Genomic DNA, 20279 nt, shown 5'->3' with positions numbered 1-20279 from the left:
CGCGGTCACGGCACGTGCCGGCGGGCGCGCAGGGCCAGGCTCAGCGCCAGGACGGTCTGCGGGTCGTCGAGGTCCGTGCCGAGCAACTCCCCGATCCGCGCCAGCCGGTTGTAGAGGGTCTGCCGGTTGAGGTGCAGCTCGCGCGCCGTCTCCGCCTTGCGGCCCGCGTGCGCCAGGTACGTCTGGAGCGTGGGCAGCAGGGGCGGCTTGGAACGGTCGTCGTGGTCGCGCAGTGGGCCGATCGCCCGGTCCACGAACGCCGCGAGGTCCGGATGGTCGCGCAGCCGCCACAGCAGCAGGTCGATGTCGAGGCGCCGGGCGTCGTACCAGGGCCGGTCGGTGAGCCCCTGCGCGGCGGTCGCCGTCTCCGCCGCGTGCCTGAGGCCCGCCGACGCCGCCGCCCAGCCGCCGGCCACGCCGACGACCACGACGGGTGGCTGCGCTCCCGGCCGCTGCATCCCGGCCCGCTCCGCGCCCGCCCGCAGGGCCGCCGCGACCCGGTCCGCGACCGCCGCCCGCTCCGACTCCGAACGCAGGCCCAGCAGCAGCGGGACCCGGCCCTCCACCGGACGCACGCCCAGCAGCACCGGCACCCCGACGGACGCCAGCTCCTCGGCGACCGCCCGCGCCAGCACCGCCCAGCCACCCCCGGCGGGGGACAGGGCGTCACCCAGGCGCATCACCACGGGGAGCAGGGGACTGGTGCCGGGCTTGAAACCCAGGACGCGGGCCTGCGCCGGGGCGTCCTCCGCGGTGATCCGGCCCTCGGCGAGGTCGGTGAGGAAGTCGCCGCGCCCGCGCGCCGCCAGCTCCTCCTCCTGCCGCGCCTGCATCAGCACCACGGCGAGGATGCCGGCCGCCCGCTCCGCCGCCATCCGGTGCACCTGCGCCAGCGGGGACCGTACGGGGAGCATGACGAGCCGGGCACGCACCGAGCCGGGGCCGGGGCCCGCACCGGTGCCCGGGCTGGTCGCGGTGCCCGGACCGGGCCCCCCGCCGGGCACGTCGACCAGGACCGAGCCCGCCGGAGGCGGGGCGTCCTTGTGCGGACCGCGCAGGCCCTCCCACACCTGGAGCGGGTCGGCGCCCTCCGGGCCGGAGCCGGCGGCGTACAGCAGGCGGCCGTCGGCGGTCTCCAGGAAGACCGGGTTGTCGCCGAAGTCGGCGAGGATGCCGAGCACCTGGGGGACTCCGCCGCCGCCCAGCAGGGCGTCGGTGCAGCGGCGGTGCACCTCCTCGGCGCGCTGGAGCAGTGCGTAGTGGCCGTTGACGATCTCGGTGTGGATCTCCTCGGTGACCGTCACGAACGGCACCTCCCGGTGCAGCTGCACCAACGGCAGGCCCGTCGTGCGGGCGGTGTCCACGAGGGCCGCGGGGAGGCGCGCGAAGCGCGGGCCGAGTTCCACGACGAGGGCGGCGATGCCGCGTTCCGCGAGGGTGCGGACGAAGGCGCGCTGCTCGGCGGGGCGGGTGCCGAGGCCGTAGCCGGTGGTGAGGAGGAGTTCGCCGCCCTTGAGGAGGGAGGCGATGTTGGGCACCTCGCCGGCGTGCACCCAGCGGACGGTGCGGTGCAGGCGGTCGGCGCCGGCGAGGATCTCAGGGAGGCCGCTGCGGAGGCCGGGGAGTTCCAGGGCGCGCTGCACGGTGATGCCCGTGGGCGGGGGTGCGGCGGTGTTCATGGAGCGGACGGTACCCGGGGGTGTGTGCCGGGCACATCTCCGGGAGCGGGTGGTCGGAGGGGCTTGGTGGCGAGGATGTCGCTCTGACCGGCACGGCGAGGGTCGGCTGCTCGCGTGGCTCGCTCATGTGCCGGCTGCTCGCGTGGCTCGCTCATGTGCCGGCTGTCAGTCGTGTTGCGCGGCCATGGCCTCCCTCGTGCCGGATTCGCGGTCCTGCCTGGTCAGCCGCAGCGCGAGCGTGGCGATCAGGGCGCAGCCGGTCATGCCGAGGAACAGCGGCATGACGGTGTGTCCGCCCGCGATACCCATCAGGGGCGCGACGGCCGCGCCGAGGGCGCTCTGCAGGGTGCCCAGCACTGCCGAACCGGTGCCTGCCGCGTGCGGCACACGTTCGAGGGCGAGCGCGGTGGCGGTGGCGAAGACCTGCCCGAGACCGAGGAAGCCGATGCCGACCAGGCACAGGGCCCACACCCGGTCGAGATTTCCGGTGGCGGTGACGAGGAGGGCTGCGGCGCTCGAGACCAGCAGCACGGCCAGGCCGGAGTTCAGCAGGTTCCGGGGGCGGTAGCGGCCCACGAGACGGGTCGCGGCCACGCTGGAGACGGTGGCGGTGAGGGCGCCGACGGAGAAGGCGATGGATGCCTGGTTGACGCTGAAACCGAGAACGTTCTGCAGGAGGAAGGGGGAGGCGGAGATGTAGCAGAACAGGGTGGCGCTGGCGAAGCAGAAGGCGAGGGTGTACCCGAGATAGGAGCGGTCGGTCAGGACCGAGACGGCGGCCTTCAGCGTGCCGCCCATGCCGTTGGCGTGCCGGTGTTCGGCCGGCAGGCTCTCCGGGACGAGGAACAGCGCGGCCAGGAACATGAGTGCGGACGCGCCGGCCAGCACCCAGAACACCGCACGCCAGCCGCCGGGGCCGTTCACTACCGCCCCGCCGGCCAGCGGCGCCACGATGGGGGCGATGCCGCCCAGGGCCATCAGCATTCCGAAGATCCTCGTGGCGGCTGTGCCGGACGCGACATCCGAGACCACGGCGCGGCCGACGACGACGCCGGCGGCGCCGCTGAATCCCATGAGGAACCGCAGGCCGGTCAGGAGCCCGAGCGAGGGAGCGACGGCGCAGAGCGCCGTGACCAGCGTGCAGATGCCGGTTCCGACGAGGATCGGCTTCCGGCGTCCGTACCGGTCGGAGAGGGGCCCGAGTAAGAGCTGACCGGACGCGAGCCCGACGAGGAAGGCGGTGAGGGTGAGTTGGACGCCGGCGGCGTCCGTGGACAGATCCCGGGCCATGGCCGGAAAGCCCGGGAGGTACATGTCCGTGGACAGCGGGACCGCGAACGACAGCAGCGCGAGGGTCGCGGTGAGGCGGCCCGGCGGGGACGGGGGCGCCGGCTTGGGCACCACCCGGCCGACGTGGGTGGAGGCATGGGAGGTCATCGCGGCTCCGTAGGTGGAAGGAACTGCAGGCGCACTGACTATAACTATATAGTTATAGGGAAAGCTAGTATGGGGGAGTGACCAAGGGTGATGCTGAACTTCAGGACCAGGCGCTGCTGCGCGAAGCCAGGCGGCTGACCCCGGCGATCCACGCCCTCGCGCGCATCCTGCGGCTGCGAGGGGTCGCCGAGGCGGGACTTCTTCCGCTACCGCCGTCGGACCTGGAGGTCCTGCGTTACGTGCTGGACTCCCCAGGCACGGGAACGAGCACACTCGCCCGCGAGCTCGGGCTGCACGGGAGCAACGCCAGCACGACCGTGCGGGGCCTGGTCGCTCAGGGCTTGATCCGCCGCGAGACCGATCCGCAGGACCGCCGAGCCGTACGGCTGTATCCCACGCAGGACGCCCAGCACGGAATGGCGCGGATCGAAGACGCCTGGGCAGGCCTGTTCGCCGACGCGCTGGCCGCACTGTCCGCCGACGACCGCGCCGCACTCGTCGCCGCGACGCCTGCGCTGCGTACGCTCGGCACCACCTTGCGAGACCTCCACAACGCAGCTCGCGACTGACCGCGTCGGCGTCCACGCCGACCGCTGAACAACGACGCCCACCCACCTCCCGACCGAGTCGGGTGGTGGGTGGGCGAAGACCCGTGGGCCAGGGGCGGGCCCCTCGTCAGCCCCCGTACGCCCCGCTCGCCGTCAGCCGCAGGGCCGTGTCGATCAGGGGGACGTGGCTGAAGGCCTGGGGGAAGTTGCCGACCTGACGCTGGAGTCGGGGGTCCCACTCCTCGGCCAGGAGGCCCAGGTCGTTGCGGAGCGAGAGGAGCTTCTCGAAGAGCTTGCGCGCCTCGTCCACGCGGCCGATCATCGCCAGGTCGTCGGCCATCCAGAACGAGCAGGCCAGGAAGGCCCCCTCGTCGCCGGGCAGGCCGTCCACGCCCTCGTCGCCGCCCTCCGTCGGGTAGCGCAGGATGAAGCCGTCCGAGGTGGACAGCTCCCGCTGGATGGCCTCGATGGTGCCGATGACCCGCTTGTCGTCCGGAGGCAGGAAGCCCATCTGCGGGATCAGCAGCAGCGAGGCGTCCAGCTCCCGGGAGCCGTAGGACTGCGTGAAGGTGTTGCGTTCCTTGTCGTAGCCCTTCTCGCACACGTCCCGGTGGATGTCGTCGCGCAGCTGCTTCCAGCGCTCCAGCGGGCCGTCGGCGTCGCCGGACTCGATCAGCTTGATGGTGCGGTCGACGGCGACCCAGGCCATCACCTTGGAGTGCACGAAGTGGCGGCGCGGGCCGCGCACCTCCCAGATGCCCTCGTCCGGCTCCTGCCAGTGGTCCTCCAGGTAGCGGATCAGCTTGAGCTGGAGCACCGAGGCGTAGTCGTTGCGGGCCAGGCCCGTCATGTGGCCCAGGTGCAGGGCCTCGGTGACCTCGCCGTAGACGTCGAGCTGGAGCTGGTGGGCCGCGCCGTTGCCGACCCGGACCGGGGTGGAGTTCTCGTAGCCCGGCAGCCAGTCCAGCTCCGCCTCGCCGAGTTCGCGCTCGCCGGCGATGCCGTACATGATCTGCAGGTTCTCCGGGTCGCCGGCGACCGCGCGCAGCAGCCACTCGCGCCAGGCGCGGGCCTCCTCGCGGTAGCCGGTGCGCAGCAGCGAGGACAGGGTGATCGCCGCGTCGCGCAGCCAGGTGTAGCGGTAGTCCCAGTTGCGGACGCCGCCGATGTCCTCCGGCAGGGAGGTGGTGGGCGCGGCGACGATGCCGCCGGTGGGGGCGTACGTCAGGGCCTTCAGCGTGATCAGGGAGCGGACCACGGCTTCCCGGTAGGGCCCGTGGTACGTGCAGTGCTCGACCCAGTCGCGCCAGAAGTCCTCGGTCGCCTCCAGCGACTGCTCCGGCTCGGGCAGCGGCGGCGGCTCCTTGTGCGAGGGCTCCCAGGAGATGGTGAAGGCGATCCGCTCACCCGGTGAGACCGTGAAGTCCGCGTACGTGGTGAGCGCCTTGCCGTAGGTCTCGGCCTCCGTGTCGAACCACACGGAGTCGGGGCCCGCCACGGCCACCGTACGGCCCTCGTGCTTGTGCACCCACGGGACGACGCGGCCGTAGCTGAACCGCATCCTCAGCTCCGAGCGCATCGGCACCCGGCCGGAGACGCCCTCCACGATCCGGATCAGCTGCGGCGCGCCGTCGCGCGGCGGCATGAAATCGGTCACCCTGACCGTGCCGCGCGGGGTGTCCCACTCGGACTCCAGGATCAGCGAGTCGCCGCGGTAGGTCCGCCGGGCGGCGGTCGGGGGCTCGGCGCCGGGGGCGTAGGCGGGGCCCATCCGCCAGAAGCCGTGTTCCCCGGTGCCCAGCAGGCCGGCGAAGACGGCATGCGAGTCGAAGCGGGGCAGGCACAGCCAGTCGACTGTGCCGTCCCGGCAGACCAGTGCGGCGGTCTGCATGTCTCCGATGAGTGCGTAGTCTTCGATGCGCCCGGCCACGTGCAACTCCAGTCGAACGGCCACGTCACCCCGCATGGGGGCGGTCGCTAGTGCGGTCAAGGGGGGTCAGGGGTGAGTCATGCGTCGTTGAGTCATGTGTCGTTGAGCCATGAAGCAAAGCAGCCGTCCGGCCGTGAAGCCAAACGCTGCGCCGCGAAAGACAATTGTTGCTCAACGGACTGACGAGCTCTCGTTGTTCCGGGACTGACGGGCGGGGGGTGGTGCCGTGTCGCCGGGCGGGCTCGGCAGCGAACGTCCGAGCAGGATACGACGCACGTAGATGATCTGTGTGCCGCTCCGGACAACGCGCATCCGCCGAACGGGTGACCACCGGGTGAGGAAACGGTGAGCCGCGCACCAGGGTGACGGGATGTGCGCGGAGGGTGGCCGGAAGCCATCGCCCCGCGGCGCTGATACGCTGGTAGCCCGTGGACCGGTGGGAGAAAAACCCCGGAACCGCAGCGACGGCGCCGCCGACGGCAACCCGGCTCGACCGGGTCGGACGACGAACGCACCGCACCCCAGACCGCGACCACGGGAGCCCCCTCTTGGCCATGCCGCCCAAATCTTCGACGACCAAGCACATCTTCGTCACCGGGGGTGTCGCCTCCTCGCTCGGCAAGGGGCTGACCGCCTCCAGCCTCGGCATGCTGCTCAAGGCACGGGGTCTGCGCGTGGTGATGCAGAAGCTCGACCCGTACCTCAATGTCGACCCTGGCACGATGAACCCCTTCCAGCACGGTGAGGTCTTCGTCACCAACGACGGTGCCGAGACCGACCTGGACATCGGCCACTACGAGCGCTTCCTCGACCGCGACCTCGACGGCTCGGCGAACGTCACCACCGGCCAGGTGTACTCCACGGTGATCGCCAAGGAGCGGCGCGGCGAGTACCTGGGCGACACGGTCCAGGTCATCCCGCACATCACCAACGAGATCAAGCACCGCATCCGCCGCATGGCGACCGACGAGGTCGACGTCGTGATCACCGAGGTCGGCGGCACGGTCGGCGACATCGAGTCGCTGCCGTTCCTGGAGACCGTCCGCCAGGTCCGGCACGAGGTCGGCCGGGACAACGTCTTCGTGGTGCACATCTCGCTCCTGCCCTACATCGGCCCCTCGGGCGAGCTGAAGACCAAGCCCACCCAGCACAGCGTCGCCGCGCTGCGCAACATCGGCATCCAGCCGGACGCCATCGTCCTGCGCTGCGACCGTGAGGTACCCACGGCGATCAAGCGCAAGATCTCCCTGATGTGCGACGTCGACGAGGCCGCCGTGGTGGCCTGCCCCGACGCCCGCTCGATCTACGACATCCCGAAGGTCGTGCACGCCGAGGGCCTGGACGCCTACGTGGTCCGCAAAATGGACCTGCCGTTCCGCGACGTGGACTGGACGACCTGGGACGACCTGCTCGACCGCGTCCACAAGCCCGCGCACGAGATCACCATGGCGCTGGTCGGCAAGTACATCGACCTGCCCGACGCCTACCTCTCGGTCACCGAGGCGCTGCGCGCCGGCGGCTTCGCCAACCGGGCCCGCGTGAAGATCAAGTGGGTCACGTCCGACGACTGCAAGACCCCGGCCGGTGCCAAGGCCCAGCTCGGCGACGTCGACGCGATCTGCATCCCGGGCGGCTTCGGCGAGCGCGGCGTGACCGGCAAGGTCGGCGCGATCAAGTACGCCCGTGAGAACAAGATCCCGCTGCTGGGGCTCTGCCTGGGCCTGCAGTGCATCGTGGTCGAGGCCGCGCGCAACCTGGCCGGTGTCGAGGACGCCAACTCCACCGAGTTCGACCCCGCCACCGCCCACCCGGTCGTCTCCACCATGGCCGAGCAGCTGGACATCGTGGCCGGCGAGGGCGACATGGGCGGCACCATGCGGCTCGGCATGTACCCGGCCAAGCTGGCCGAGGGCTCGATCGTGCGCGAGGTGTACGACGGCAAGGAGTACGTCGAGGAGCGGCACCGCCACCGCTACGAGGTGAACAACGCCTACCGCGCGGAGCTGGAGAAGAAGGCCGGCATTCTCTTCTCGGGCACCTCCCCGGACGGCAAGCTCGTCGAATACGTCGAGTACCCGCGTGACGTCCACCCCTACCTGGTCGCCACGCAGGCGCACCCGGAGCTGCGCTCGCGCCCGACCCGCCCGCACCCGCTCTTCGCCGGGCTGGTCAAGGCCGCGGTCGAGCGGAAGACGTCGAAGTAACACACCAGTTGTACGGTGGCCGGGGCACGCGCATTCAAACGCGCGGGCCCCGGCTTTTCGCGTACGTCTGGAAGGGCAGGTCAGGCATGACGGGCAGCACGATCAAGGATGTCCCCGAGGAGTGGGAGGTCCGGGGCAGCGAGACCCCCTTCCGGGGCAAGAAGACCTCCGTGCGCACGGACGAGGTCGTCATGCCCGACGGCTCCGTCGCCTCCCGCGACTACCAGGTCCACCCCGGCTCCGTCGCCGTCCTCGCCCTGGACGACGAGGGACGGGTCATCGTCATCCGGCAGTACCGGCACCCCGTCCGCGAGAAGCTGTGGGAGATCCCGGCCGGCCTGCTCGACGTCCCCGGCGAGAACCCGCTGCACGCCGCCCAGCGCGAGCTGTACGAGGAGGCGCACGTCAAGGCCGAGGACTGGCGGGTGCTGACCGACGTCTACACCACCCCCGGCGGCTGCGACGAGGCCGTACGGATCTTCCTCGCCCGCAACCTCTCCGAGGCCGAGGGTGAGCGCTTCGAGGTCGAGGACGAAGAGGCCGACATGGAGCTGGCGCGGGTGCCGGTCGCGGACCTGGTCCGGGGCGTACTCGCGGGCGACCTGCACAACAACTGCCTGGTCGTGGGCGTGCTCTCGCTGGTCGCCGCGGAGCGGGGCGACGGCCTCGACGCGCTCCGTCCGGCCGGGGCGCCGTGGCCGGCGCGTCCGTTCGAGGCCTGAGAGCACCCTCCGGGCCGTGTTGGTGTGACCATCGGCTGATCCGATCGGGGGACGTGCCCGCGCTGCTCCACCGGGAACGTCGCAGAGCGTGAACTAGGCTCGGGAAACGCCCGAACCGGGGTTCCGGCGGGCGCCGGTGCGCGGTGGGATCGGGAGTGTGGCCCGTGACGGATCAGGCGGTGGACACGGACGGCGTACGGCTGTCGCAGGACCCTGCTGAGGAGAATCGGTTCCTGGGCCGCACCCGGGAGTTGAAGGAGCTGCGCGCCGACATCGAGCGCGCCGGCCTGGACACCCTCGCCGGCCGCAAGGCCCCCCGCGCGCGCGTACTGCTCATCGCGGGCCGGCCCGGCTCCGGCCGCACCGCGCTCGCCGGGGAACTGGCCGCGCAGGTCGCGGACGCCTATCCCGACGGTGTGCTGCGCGCCCGGCTGAGCGAGCCGGACGGCACCCGCGTGCCGGTGGGACGCCTGGCCCGGGAACTGCTCACCGAGCTCGAGTGCGCCGCCCCGCCCGGGGCCGACGAGGACGACCTCACCGAGTCCCTGCGCACCGCCCTCGCCGACCGCAAGGTGCTGCTCCTGCTCGACGACGCCGCCGACGCCGAGCAGGTCGACGCCCTGCTGCCGGACACCCCGGACTGCCTGGCCGTCGCCGTCGCACGGGGCCCGCTCACCGGCATCGCGGACGTCCGCCCGTGCACGCTGGGCGGCCTGGACACCAAGTCGGCGGTGGAGCTGCTGTCCCGGCACACCGGGTCGGTGCGCATCACCGTCGATCCCCGGGCCGCCGAGCAGCTGGTCGAGGCGTGCCAGGCGCAGCCCGCCGCGCTGACCCTGGCCGGCGGCTGGCTCGCCGCCCGGCCCCAGGCGGCCGTCGCCGACCTCGCCAAGCACGTGCGCGCGGAGGACGGCGAGGGCACACCGCTCAGCCGCGTCTTCCGCGTCGCCTACACGTCGCTGCCGAGCCCGGCCGCCCGGATACTGCGCCTGCTCTCCCTCGCCCCCGCCGGGATGGTCGACCCGCACACCGCCTCCGCGCTCGCCGGCTGCTCGGTGAACGGCGCCCGCACCACCCTCGACGACTTCGTGGCCCTCGGCCTGCTGCACGCGGTCGACTCAACGCAGCCCGAGTACGAGGTGCCCGGGTGCCTGCACGACCGGCTGCGGGCCCTCGCCGAGAGCCACGACCGGCCCGCCGAGCTCCAGCTCGCCCGCGCCCGCATGCTGGAGCGGACGGTTCGGCTGCTCCAGTCCTGCCGGGCGGTCACCGAGACCGACAGCCCGCAGGCCCGCGAGAAGCTCGTCGGCATGCCCCGGGCCCTGCGCTTCCCCACCCCCAGGGCCGCCGCCGACTGGTTGCGCGCCCGCCGGCCCGCCCTGTTGGCCGCGGCCCGGCTCGCGGTCGCCGACGGGGAGCTGGACACTCTCGCCCGGCGGCTGATGTCCCAGCTGGTGCGCGCCATGGTCGCCCACTTCGGTACGCAGGCCGCCGCCCCCGACCTGTACGGCATCCACCGTCTCGTCCTCGACGTGGCCGAGCGGCGCGAGCTGCCCCGCGAGAAGGCCGCGGCCCTGCTCAACCTCGCCGACCTGGACGCCCGCACCGGCCGCACCGCCGAGGCCCTGGTGCGCTACCGGGCCGCGCTGGACGCCGGACGCGAGGCGGACGACCCGTACGCGACCGCCCGCGCGATGGAATCCGTAGGCGGCGCCCACCTGGAACTGGGTGACTACGACCGGGCCGCCGACTGGTTCGGCCGGGCCCTCGCCCAGCGGCTCGCCCGCAACGAGCGCGCCGACGCCGCCCGCGTCTACGGCCGCCTCGCCACCGCCCACACCTACGCCGGCCGCTACGGCGAGGCGCTGCGGGGCTGGCGCGCCGCGGTCGCCGGGTACCGGCGGATCGGCGATGTGGCCGCACAGGCGCGGGCATTGAGCGAACTGGCCCGCGTCCAGGAGTACGCCGGACGCCCCGAGGAGTCGCTGCGCACCTGCCAGGAGGCCGTCGAGTGGGCCCGCCGCGCCGACGACGTCCGGCTCCAGGCGGCGCTGCATCTGCGGCTGGCCGACACGCTCGACCGGCTCGGCGACCCCGCGGCGGCCGGACTGCAGCGCGGCGCAGCCGATCGGATGCTGAGGGAAGATCCCGCAGAAGCCTGCGAAATCCGCAGCGCTTCGACTGAAGATTGATGCTTTGAAAGGCTGGACAGCGGGAACACCTTCATTAGACTGGCTCTGCCGCACGTTCTTGCGGTCTCTCCCGTTGTGCCCACGTGTGCGCGGGTATGTGTAGTAATAGCCCCATCCTCTGAGCCAAGGACCGTGATCGACGTGAAGGTCGGTATCCCCCGCGAGGTCAAGAACAACGAGTTCCGGGTGGCCATCACACCCGCCGGCGTGCACGAGCTGGTGCGCCACGGTCACCAGGTCGTCATCGAGCGTGACGCCGGTGTGGGCTCCTCGATCCCCAACGACGAGTACGTCGCCGCCGGCGCGCGGATACTCGACACCGCCGACGAGGTCTGGGCCACCGCCGACCTGGTGCTCAAGGTCAAGGAGCCCATCGCGGAGGAGTACCACCGCCTCCGCAAGGACCAGACGCTCTTCACCTACCTGCACCTGGCCGCCTCCAAGGAGTGCACGGACGCCCTCGTCGAGTCCGGCACCACCGCCATCGCCTACGAGACGGTCGAGCTGGCGAACCGCGCGCTGCCGCTGCTGGCCCCGATGTCCGAGGTCGCGGGCCGGATCGCCCCGCAGGTCGGCGCGTACCACCTGATGGCCCCCAACGGCGGGCGCGGTGTGCTGCCGGGCGGCGTGCCGGGCGTGACCCCCGCCAAGGCCGTCGTCATCGGCGGCGGCGTCTCCGGCTGGAACGCAACCCAGATCGCCGTCGGCATGGGCTTCGACGTGACCCTGCTCGACCGCGACATCAGCAAGCTGCGCGAGGCCGACAAGATCTTCGGCACCAAGGTCAAGGCCGTCATGTCCAACTCCTTCGAGCTGGAGAAGGCCGTCCTCGACGCCGACCTGGTCATCGGCGCGGTGCTCATTCCGGGCGCCAAGGCCCCGAAGCTGGTCACCAACGAGCTGGTCTCCCGGATGAAGCCGGGAAGTGTTCTTGTCGACATCGCGATCGACCAGGGCGGCTGCTTCGAGGACTCCCACCCGACCACGCACGCCGAGCCGACCTTCAAGGTCCACAACTCGGTCTTCTACTGCGTCGCCAACATGCCGGGCGCGGTGCCCAACACCTCCACCAACGCCCTCACCAACGCCACGCTGCCGTACATCGTGGAGCTGGCCGACCGCGGCTGGGCCGAGGCGCTGCGCCGCGACCCCGCGCTGGCCAAGGGCCTCAACACGCACGACGGCAAGGTGACTTACCGCGAGGTCGCCGAGGCGCACGGCCTGGAGTACGTCGACCCGGCCACCCTGCTCGCCTGAGGCCTGTCCTAAGTCACCAAACGGTAAAGGCGATACGTCAACAGTCGCCGTCAACCCCGCACGCCCGGCCGGACCTTGCCCGACAAGGTCCGGCCAGGTGTGTGTATGGTCACTTTGCGATTCTCGGTCAACTCGCCTCGAACGTAACGCTTCAACCGATTCGCGCACCGGTGAAACCTGCTGTGCGACGGCCGTACGCCCTTGACAGAGGGTTGTTTCGTTGCCGACACATCGGGCCGGGTCCGGCGGATTGTGTTGCTGCGGACGCCCGACACGCCATAGAGTCGCCGAACGTCGGCATGGTGCCACGCTGACCTGTCTAGAAGTTTCCTGGTCACCAAGGAGGTAAGACGACTTGTGAATGAGTCGACATTTACTCCCGGGGGTGGTCAACCAGGAATGCCTGCACGGGCCGAGAGCCCCGGGCGTCTCGAGGCTGTCGGCTCCGTCGCTGTACGCACCTTCGCAGCCGCCCACCAGAGTCCGCAGGCAACTCAGACAGCACACATGAGTATGGATGGCCAACACGTGAACGCCATGGCCGGCGACGGAAGTGGCGCGCCCCGCAACCACTTCGCCGACTACGACGAACTGCCCGAGGGGCACTTCTACGATCCGGACGCGGAGTACGAGCCCGATCCCGAGTACGCGGCGACGCTCGCGCCCGACGCGGCCCGCCAGCGCCGGGAGCGCATCGGCCCCACGGGCCGCCCGCTGCCGTACTTCCCGATCCCGGGCCCGCTGACCGATCACGGCCCCGCGAAGATCATCGCGATGTGCAACCAGAAGGGCGGCGTGGGCAAGACCACGTCGACCATCAACCTGGGTGCCGCGCTCGCCGAGTACGGGCGCCGGGTGCTGCTCGTCGACTTCGACCCGCAGGGCGCGCTGTCGGTCGGTCTCGGCGTCAACCCGATGGAGCTCGACCTCACCGTCTACAACCTGCTCATGGAGCGGGGCATGGCGGCCGACGAGGTGCTGCTGAAGACGGCGGTCCCCAACATGGACCTGCTGCCCAGCAACATCGACCTGTCGGCGGCCGAGGTGCAGCTCGTCAGCGAGGTCGCCCGCGAGTCGACGCTCCAGCGGGCGCTGAAGCCGCTGATGGACGACTACGACTTCATCGTCATCGACTGCCAGCCCTCGCTCGGCCTGCTCACGGTCAACGCGCTGACCGCCGCGCACAAGGTGATCGTGCCGCTGGAGTGCGAGTTCTTCGCGCTGCGCGGTGTGGCCCTGCTGACCGAGACGATCGAGAAGGTCCAGGAGCGGCTCAACCCCGACCTGGAGCTCGACGGCATCCTCGCCACCATGTACGACTCGCGCACGGTGCACAGCCGTGAGGTGCTCGCGCGGGTGGTCGAGGCGTTCGACGATCACGTCTACCACACGGTCATCGGGCGCACGGTCCGCTTCCCGGAGACCACGGTCGCCGGTGAGCCGATCACCACCTACGCATCCAACTCCGTCGGTGCCGCCGCCTACCGCCAGCTCGCCAGGGAGGTGCTCGCCCGGTGTCACGCCGAGTGAGTCTGCCGGGGGCCGACGAACTCTTCCGTACGACAGGGGGAACGGCGCTGCAGGCGTCCTCCCCGCGGCGACCGGCCAACGGGGAAGCCCGGGTGCCGGCACCGGCGGGGGAGAGCGACCAGGCCGCAGCCGAGGACGCACCGCAGTCGGTGCCCGCGCAGGGCGGTGACGGCGAGGGCGCGGAGCACGCCGCGGCGGACTCGGAACAGGGCTCGGCGGGCGAGTCCCGCAGCCGCGGCGCCGAGCGCTCCGCGCGGGGCGCGGGTGCGGGCGCGGCCACGCAGGAAGGTTCTGCCGCCCAGGCCCAGCCCCAGTCCCGCAAGCGCGGCCGGGCCGCCGCACGCCGGCCCAGCGGCCGGGAGCGCCACGACGAGAAGATCACCGTGTACGTCTCCGCGGAGGAGCTGATGGACCTCGAGCACGCCCGCCTGGTGCTCCGGGGCGAGCACGGACTGGCCGTCGACCGCGGCCGCATCGTCCGCGAGGCCGTCGCCGTCGTCCTCGCCGACCTGGAGACCCGCGGGGACGCCAGCATCCTCGTACGACGGCTGCGCGGGCGGTAGCGGTAGCCTGCGGGGGCCATGACCTCGAACGACGCCTCCCGCCCCGGCCCCCGCGCCGGCCGTCGGCGCGCACTGGGCCCAGGGCCCGGCGAGCGGACGGCTCCGCCGGTGGCGCGGGAGCCGGACGCGTCCGGTGCCTCCGGTGCGCCTGAGACGGCCGAGGCCGCCGACGCGCCCGAGGCACCCGCCGGACCCGGGCCGTCCGGGCTCACCGCCCCGGAGGCGGGTTCCGACGCTGCCGGCCTCCGGCCCTCCGGACCGGCCGGCCCCGAGAGCGGTCGTCGGTCGTCCGGGCCGCCGGAGTCCGGGGTCGGCCCGGCAGTGTCCGGGTCCGCCGGTCGTGGAGCCGGTCCCGCCGGTGCTGCCGGCCCCGAGGCTGGTCGCGAAGCCGGTGCTGCCGGTCCGGAGGATGGTCGCGAAGCCGGTCCTGCCGGTCCGGAGGGTGGTCCGCGATCGTCCCGGCCGGCGTGGGCCGAGAGCGGTCCCGAGTGGTTCGGGTCGGTCGGTCTGGGCTCCGGCCCCGCTGCTGACGCCGGTCCGTCCGGGTCCGGCGGTTCCGGGAGCCGTCCCGCACCGTCCGCGGCGTTCGGTGCCGGAACGGATACCGAAGCGTCCGGGCTCGCCGATTCCACGGCCGGTCACCGGTCCATCGGCGCCGAATCACGGGAGGCCCCCGCATCCGGCGCCGCCGAGGTGTCGCCGCGCGGCACGGTGACGCCCCCGTGGGCTCCTCGCCCGGCGCCTGGGCCCCAGTCGGAGGGTGCCGAACGCCGCCAGAGGCCTCCGCGGGACGCTGCGGCGCCCGGGGACGCGGAGACGCCGGAGAGGCCGCCTCCGGGGCCCGCGGACGTCCCCCGCACGCCGCCGCCCGCGGACGCCGACGCACCGTCCGCCCTCCCACAGGGCACGCCCGGCGAGGGCGACGGCGTTTTCAAGGTGCGGCTCGCCAACTTCGAGGGGCCCTTCGACCTGCTCCTCCAGTTGATCTCCAGGCACAAGATGGACGTCACCGAGGTCGCCCTGTCCAAGGTGACCGACGAGTTCATGGCGCACATCCGTGCGATGGGTCCGGACTGGGACCTGGACGAGACGACCGAGTTCCTGGTGGTCGCGGCCACCCTGCTCGACCTGAAGGCGGCCCGGCTGCTGCCCGCCGCCGAGGTCGAGGACGAGGGCGACCTCGCGCTGCTGGAGGCCCGCGACCTGCTCTTCGCCCGACTGCTCCAGTACCGCGCGTACAAGCAGATCGCCGAGATCTTCAACGACCGGCTCGAAGCCGAGGCCCGCCGCTACCCCCGCACCGTCGGCCTGGAACCCCACCACGCGGAGTTGCTGCCCGAGGTCGTCATCAGCATCGGCCCCGAGGGCTTCGCCAAGCTCGCCGTGAAGGCGATGCAGCCCAAGCCCAAGCCGCAGGTGTACGTCGAGCACATCCACGCGCCGCTGGTGAGCGTGCAGGAGCAGGCCGGGATCGTCGTCGCCCGGCTCAAGGAGCTGGGGGAGACCAGCTTCAGCGTCCTGGTCGAGGACACCGAGGACACCCTGACCGTCGTGGCCCGCTTCCTGGCGCTGCTGGAGCTGTACCGGGAGAAGGCCGTCGCCCTGGACCAGGAGACCGCCCTCGGCGACCTGCTGGTGCGCTGGACCGGCGGGGACGGGGACACCGAACCGGTGGTGACCGACGAGTTCGACCGGCCGCCCGAGGCGCCGAAGGAGGAGCAGAAGGCGTGAGTGAAGAGACCACCGAGGCCACCGAGGCCACCGAGGCCATCGGGGCCACCGAGATCACCGAGCCTCCGGCCGGGCCCGCCGCCGTCGCCGCCCTCGACCTCAAGCCCGCCCTCGAAGCCGTCCTCATGGTCGTCGACGAGCCCGCCACCGAGGAGCACCTCGCGAAGATACTCCAGCGGCCCCGGCGGCAGATCGCGGACGCCCTGCGCGAGCTGGCCGACGAGTACACCGTGCAGGGGCGCGGCTTCGAGCTGCGCCTGATCGCGGGCGGCTGGCGCTTCTACAGCCGGCCCGAGTACGCCGCGGCCGTCGAGGGTTTCGTCCTGGACGGCCAGCACGCCCGCCTCACCCAGGCCGCCCTGGAGACCCTCGCCGTCGTCGCCTACCGCCAGCCGGTCAGCCGCAGCCGCGTGTCCGCCGTGCGCGGCGTGAACTGCGACGGTGTGATGCGCACCCTCCTCCAGCGGGGCCTGGTGGAGGAGGCGGGCACGGAACCCGAAACAGGTGCGATCCTGTACGTGACGACGAACTACTTCCTGGAGCGGATGGGCCTGCGCGGCCTGGACGAGCTCCCGGAGCTCGCGCCCTTCCTCCCGGAGGCGGCGGCGATCGAGGCCGAGACACTGGAAGCGGTCCCGTCGTTCGATCCGGACGCCCCGGATTCCGAGGACGCAGACGACAAGACGGAACTTTGATGCGAAGCAGCAGCGGCAGGAACAGCAGCGGAAACAACGGCGGGAGCCGTGGTGGCAACAGCGGCGGCCGCGGCGGGAGCAGCGGGGGCCGCGGCAACTACCGCGGCGCCGGCAACAACCGCGACGACAAGCAGGGCGGTCGTCCGAAGAAGCCGCGCCCGGAGGAGCGGCGTTACGACGTGGGCCCCGGCGCCACGAAGGACGGTCCCAAGGCGGGGCGCGGCGGCGCGGCCCGAGGCGGCGCCAAGGGCGGCCCGAAGCGCCCCCAGCAGCGCGGGCGCAGCGCCCCGGCCACGTCCCGCGAGTACGAGACCCGGGCCGAGGAGCGCAACCGCGAGCGGTACGCGGGCAAGAAGGACGTCAAGCTGCCCAAGACCTTCCCGGGCGCCGAGCAGGAGGGCGAGCGGCTGCAGAAGGTCCTCGCCCGCGCGGGCTACGGCTCCCGGCGTGCCTGCGAGGAGCTGATCGAGCAGGCGCGCGTCGAGATCAACGGCGAGATCGTGCTGGAGCAGGGCCGCCGCGTCGACCCCGAGAAGGACGAGGTCAAGGTCGACGGCCTGACCGTCGCCACGCAGTCGTACCAGTTCTTCTCGCTGAACAAGCCCGCCGGGGTCGTCTCCACCATGGAGGACCCGGAGGGCCGCCAGTGCCTCGGTGACTACGTCACCAACCGCGAGACCCGCCTCTTCCACGTCGGCCGGCTCGACACCGAGACCGAGGGCGTCATCCTGCTCACCAACCACGGCGAGCTGGCGCACCGCCTGACCCACCCCCGGTACGGCGTGAAGAAGACCTACCTCGCGCACATCGTCGGCCCCATCCCGCGCGACCTGGGCAAGCGCCTGAAGGACGGCATCCAGCTGGAGGACGGGTACGCGCGCGCGGACCACTTCCGGGTCGTCGAGCAGACCGGCAAGAACTACCTGGTCGAGGTCACCCTCCACGAGGGCCGCAAGCACATCGTCCGCCGGATGCTGGCCGAGGCCGGCTTCCCGGTCGACAAGCTGGTGCGCACCGCCTTCGGCCCGATCACGCTGGGCGACCAGAAGTCGGGGTGGCTGCGCCGGCTGTCCAACACGGAGGTCGGGATGCTGATGCAGGAGGTCGACCTCTAGGCCTCCGTAGACCTCCGTACGGGCTTGTGCGCCTGAGCCACCCTCTTTATAGTCGTAGTGACTATTAAGGGGGTGGCCGGTCGTGCACAGCTACGACAAGCACGCCTACGAGCCGTTCGCCGTCACCGTCGACCTCGCCGTCCTCACGCTTCGCGCGGGCGTGCTGCACGTGCTGCTCGTCGAGCGGGGGCAGGAGCCGTACGCCGGCCGCTGGGCGCTGCCCGGCGGCTTCCTGCTGCCCGAGGAGTCGGCGGAGGAGGCGGCCCGGCGCGAGCTGGCCGAGGAGACCGGCCTGTCCGACGTGACCGGGCTGCACCTGGAGCAGCTGCGCACCTACAGCGAACCCGGCCGCGACCCCCGCATGCGGGTCGTGTCCGTGGCCTTCGCCGCGCTGCTGCCGGACGCTCCCGAACCGCACGGCGGAGGTGACGCCGCCGAGGCCCGCTGGACGCCGTACGACACGGCTCGCGACCTCGCCTTCGACCACGGCCGGATCCTCGCCGACGCCCGGCAGCGCGTCGGCGCCAAGCTGGAGTACACGTGCCTGGCCACCGCCTTCTGCCCGGCCGAGTTCACCCTCGGCGAGCTGCAACAGGTCTACGAGACGGTCTGGGGCACGGCCCTGGACCGGCCGAACTTCCGCCGCAAGGTACTCGCCACCCCGGGCTTCGTCGAGGCCGTCCCCGGCGCCGCCCGCCTCACCGGCGGCCGCGGCAAACCGGCCGCGCTCTACCGCGCGGGCCCCGCCACCACCCTGCACCCGCCCCTGCTCCGCACCCCTAGGGAAGGACGCCCCGCATGACCACGACCACCGTCACCAAGCGCGCCGCCACCGGCGCGCTCACTGGACTCGCCCTCGGCGACGCGCTGGGCTTCCCCACCGAGTTCAACGACGTCCCGTCGATCCTCGCCAAGTTCGGCCCGTGGCGGGGGATGGAACTGCCCCGGCCCGCCATCGTCACCGACGACACGCAGATGACGCTGGCGCTGGGGAAGGGGATGCGGACGGCGATGGAGCGGGGGCTTCTCGGCCCGAAGCGCATGGAACGCCCGGTGCGCGAGGAGTTCGTCGACTGGTACCAGTCGCCGGAGAACAACCGGGCGCCGGGGAACACCTGCCTCCGCGCCTGCGACCTGCTGAAGACGCCCGACCGCCCCTGGCAGGACGCCTCCCAGATCCACTCCAAGGGCTGCGGCGCCAACATGCGCGTCGCCCCCGTCGGGCTCGCCCCCGGCCTCAGCGACGAACAGCGCGCGGGCGCCGCCCAGCTGCAGTCCGCGCTCACCCACGGCCACCCCACCGCGCTCGCCGCTTCCGACCTGACCGCGCACGCCGTACGGCTGCTCGCCGCGGGCGCCGAGCCGACCGGGCTGGTCGGGCTGTTGCGCTCGTACGCCTACGACAACCGCACCCGCTACCACGAGCGCTGGCTCGGCGACCTGTGGACCCGCGCCCAGGACCCGACGCCCGAGCACTTCATCGCCCGCGGCTGGGACGAGTGCCTGGCGATACTCGACCGGCTCCAGGAGGCGGTGCGCACCGTCTCGCCCGAGACCGACCCGTGCCTCGCGGTGGGCGAGGGCTGGATCGCCGAGGAGGCCATGGCCGCCGGGCTGCTCTGCTTCCTGCTCTTCGTCGACGAGCCGCTGACCGCCCTGCGCCGCGGCGCCTGCACCTCCGGCGACTCCGACTCCATCGCCTGCCTCGCCGGCGCCTTCGCCGGCGCGTACCTGGGCGCCGACGCCTGGCCCGCCGAGTGGGCCGACCGCATCGAGTACCGGGCCGACCTCCTGGCCCTCGGAGCGCTCTGGGACGCTTGAGCGCATGATCGACGCCGCCCCGGACTACCTGGCCGAGCTGATCGCCGCCAAGGTCGAGCGCGAGCCCGGGGACGGCGTGCTGGATGAGGCGCAGGCGGCGTCAGCGCTGCCCGACGCCGCCACCGCGTACGACGCCCTGCACGACTTCGTCGTACGGACGCGACTGGAGCGCTGAGGTCCGGCGGACGCGGACGAGGAAGTCCTCGACGCGCCGCCGGTCCGGTTCGGCGGGCAGCGGGCTGCGCGCGGCGGCCTCGTCGCCCTCCGCCACCAGGCGGTTCATCCGCGACTCCACCTCCGGCCAGGGCACCTCGCCGCGCTTCACGGCGAGCAGCGGCTCGCGGCGGGCGCCGACGTCGATCGTCAGGACGCCGGTGCGCAGCAGGTCGCGGGCGGACGTCAGCAGCCGGAGCAAGTGCATCGCGTGCTTCCAGCGCGGGGCGCCGTGGGAGCGTACGTCGGCGTCGAGCTTGCGGCGCTGGCCGTGGGCGTAGCGGGTGAAGGTCTGGTGGACGCGGCGGGAGAGGAACGCCTCGCGCAGGGAGAGCAGTTCGCGGCCCGTGTCGTCCACGGACTCCACGAGCGGGGAGTGCAGGCACTCCAGGATGTTCGGGTTGGCGCGCAGGGCCAGTTCGCAGAAGCGCTCCAGTTCCCAGCTGAACTGCTCCTGGGCCGGGCCCTCCGCGTGCGTCGGCGGTTTCTCGAAGCGCCAGAACAAGGGCGTCGGGGCGAGGAAGACGCCCCGGCGGTCCGTGTCGCTGTCCTCCGTCGCCAGGCCGAAGGCGCGTGAACCCATGACACAGGCGTAGATCGTGTGGTCGCGCACCAGGGTCTCGGGTTCCATGCCCGGAGCGT

General features: G+C 72.3%; 16 protein-coding genes and 1 pseudogene. 13 read left to right on the top strand and 4 right to left on the bottom strand.

Annotation, left to right across the window (positions count from 1 at the left end):
- Nucleotides 1–5 precede the first annotated feature (5 nt).
- Both KUM03_RS33455 and KUM03_RS33450 read right to left on the bottom strand, forming a co-directional pair.
- Nucleotides 6–1679, bottom strand: a complete 1674-nt coding sequence (locus tag KUM03_RS33455) for a PucR family transcriptional regulator (RefSeq protein ID WP_217254329.1) — start codon at nucleotides 1677–1679, stop codon at nucleotides 6–8.
- Nucleotides 1680–1844: 165 nt separating this feature from the next.
- A complete protein-coding gene (locus KUM03_RS33450; RefSeq protein ID WP_217254328.1) occupies nucleotides 1845–3116 on the bottom strand; it encodes a multidrug effflux MFS transporter in 1272 nt (423 codons plus the stop codon).
- Between the two features lie 77 nt (nucleotides 3117–3193).
- Between KUM03_RS33450 and KUM03_RS33445 the strand changes: the two genes are divergently transcribed.
- Nucleotides 3194–3685 carry a MarR family winged helix-turn-helix transcriptional regulator gene (locus KUM03_RS33445; protein ID WP_217254327.1) on the top strand — a complete coding sequence of 164 codons (492 nt, stop codon included), beginning with the start codon at nucleotides 3194–3196 and terminating at the stop codon, nucleotides 3683–3685.
- 106 nt (nucleotides 3686–3791) lie between these two features.
- On the opposite strand, the gene KUM03_RS33440 is transcribed toward KUM03_RS33445, so the two are convergent.
- Nucleotides 3792–5594 carry a glycoside hydrolase family 15 protein gene (locus tag KUM03_RS33440; RefSeq protein WP_217254344.1) on the bottom strand — a complete coding sequence of 601 codons (1803 nt, stop codon included), beginning with the start codon at nucleotides 5592–5594 and terminating at the stop codon, nucleotides 3792–3794.
- 554 nt (nucleotides 5595–6148) lie between these two features.
- Here KUM03_RS33440 and KUM03_RS33435 point away from each other — a divergent pair.
- From KUM03_RS33435 to KUM03_RS33380, 12 genes and pseudogenes are all read left to right on the top strand, one after another.
- Nucleotides 6149–7798, top strand: coding sequence for a CTP synthase (locus KUM03_RS33435; RefSeq protein ID WP_073731055.1), 1650 nt, complete (start codon nucleotides 6149–6151; stop codon nucleotides 7796–7798).
- 86 nt (nucleotides 7799–7884) lie between these two features.
- Nucleotides 7885–8520: an NUDIX hydrolase gene (locus KUM03_RS33430; protein ID WP_217254326.1), complete on the top strand. Its 636-nt coding sequence runs from the start codon at nucleotides 7885–7887 to the stop codon at nucleotides 8518–8520.
- A 164-nt stretch (nucleotides 8521–8684) separates the two neighbouring features.
- Nucleotides 8685–10712, top strand: a complete 2028-nt coding sequence (locus tag KUM03_RS33425; protein ID WP_217254325.1) for a tetratricopeptide repeat protein — start codon at nucleotides 8685–8687, stop codon at nucleotides 10710–10712.
- A 141-nt stretch (nucleotides 10713–10853) separates the two neighbouring features.
- On the top strand, nucleotides 10854–11969 hold the full coding sequence (gene ald / locus KUM03_RS33420; protein WP_217254343.1) for an alanine dehydrogenase: 1116 nt from the start codon (nucleotides 10854–10856) through the stop codon (nucleotides 11967–11969).
- Nucleotides 11970–12368: 399 nt separating this feature from the next.
- Nucleotides 12369–13499 carry a ParA family protein gene (locus KUM03_RS33415; RefSeq protein WP_198941482.1) on the top strand — a complete coding sequence of 377 codons (1131 nt, stop codon included), beginning with the start codon at nucleotides 12369–12371 and terminating at the stop codon, nucleotides 13497–13499.
- Nucleotides 13484–14062 (top strand): hypothetical protein, encoded by a 579-nt coding sequence (locus KUM03_RS33410; RefSeq protein ID WP_217254324.1) that lies wholly within the window; start codon nucleotides 13484–13486, stop codon nucleotides 14060–14062. The genes KUM03_RS33415 and KUM03_RS33410 overlap by 16 nt, the downstream gene beginning before the upstream one ends.
- A 648-nt stretch (nucleotides 14063–14710) precedes the next feature.
- Nucleotides 14711–15793: a segregation/condensation protein A gene (locus KUM03_RS33405; protein ID WP_374225412.1), complete on the top strand. Its 1083-nt coding sequence runs from the start codon at nucleotides 14711–14713 to the stop codon at nucleotides 15791–15793.
- Nucleotides 15790–16488, top strand: coding sequence for an SMC-Scp complex subunit ScpB (gene scpB, locus KUM03_RS33400; protein ID WP_308406471.1), 699 nt, complete (start codon nucleotides 15790–15792; stop codon nucleotides 16486–16488). The genes KUM03_RS33405 and scpB overlap by 4 nt, the downstream gene beginning before the upstream one ends.
- On the top strand, nucleotides 16488–17603 hold the full coding sequence (locus KUM03_RS33395; RefSeq protein ID WP_217254322.1) for a pseudouridine synthase: 1116 nt from the start codon (nucleotides 16488–16490) through the stop codon (nucleotides 17601–17603). The genes scpB and KUM03_RS33395 overlap by 1 nt, the downstream gene beginning before the upstream one ends.
- 82 nt (nucleotides 17604–17685) lie before the next feature.
- The gene (locus KUM03_RS33390; RefSeq protein WP_217254321.1) at nucleotides 17686–18405 is read left to right on the top strand and encodes an NUDIX domain-containing protein; all 720 of its coding nucleotides are present in this window, start codon (nucleotides 17686–17688) and stop codon (nucleotides 18403–18405) included.
- Nucleotides 18402–19424 carry an ADP-ribosylglycohydrolase family protein gene (locus KUM03_RS33385; protein ID WP_217254320.1) on the top strand — a complete coding sequence of 341 codons (1023 nt, stop codon included), beginning with the start codon at nucleotides 18402–18404 and terminating at the stop codon, nucleotides 19422–19424. The genes KUM03_RS33390 and KUM03_RS33385 overlap by 4 nt, the downstream gene beginning before the upstream one ends.
- A pseudogene (locus KUM03_RS33380) lies at nucleotides 19417–19599 on the top strand (nucleotidyltransferase domain-containing protein); the annotation flags it as partial. The gene KUM03_RS33385 and the pseudogene KUM03_RS33380, both read left to right, overlap by 8 nt.
- Here KUM03_RS33380 and KUM03_RS33375 read toward each other — a convergent pair.
- A complete protein-coding gene (locus KUM03_RS33375; RefSeq protein ID WP_217254319.1) occupies nucleotides 19525–20268 on the bottom strand; it encodes a DNA polymerase beta superfamily protein in 744 nt (247 codons plus the stop codon). The pseudogene KUM03_RS33380 and the gene KUM03_RS33375 overlap by 75 nt on opposite strands.
- Nucleotides 20269–20279 lie beyond the last annotated feature (11 nt).

Origin of the sequence: Streptomyces sp. AC602_WCS936 (assembly GCF_019049125.1) — a bacterium.
Classification (GTDB): Bacteria; Actinomycetota; Actinomycetes; order Streptomycetales; family Streptomycetaceae; genus Streptomyces.
Note: the sequence above shows the minus strand (reverse complement) of the source record. Positions and strands in the feature narration are given on the sequence as shown.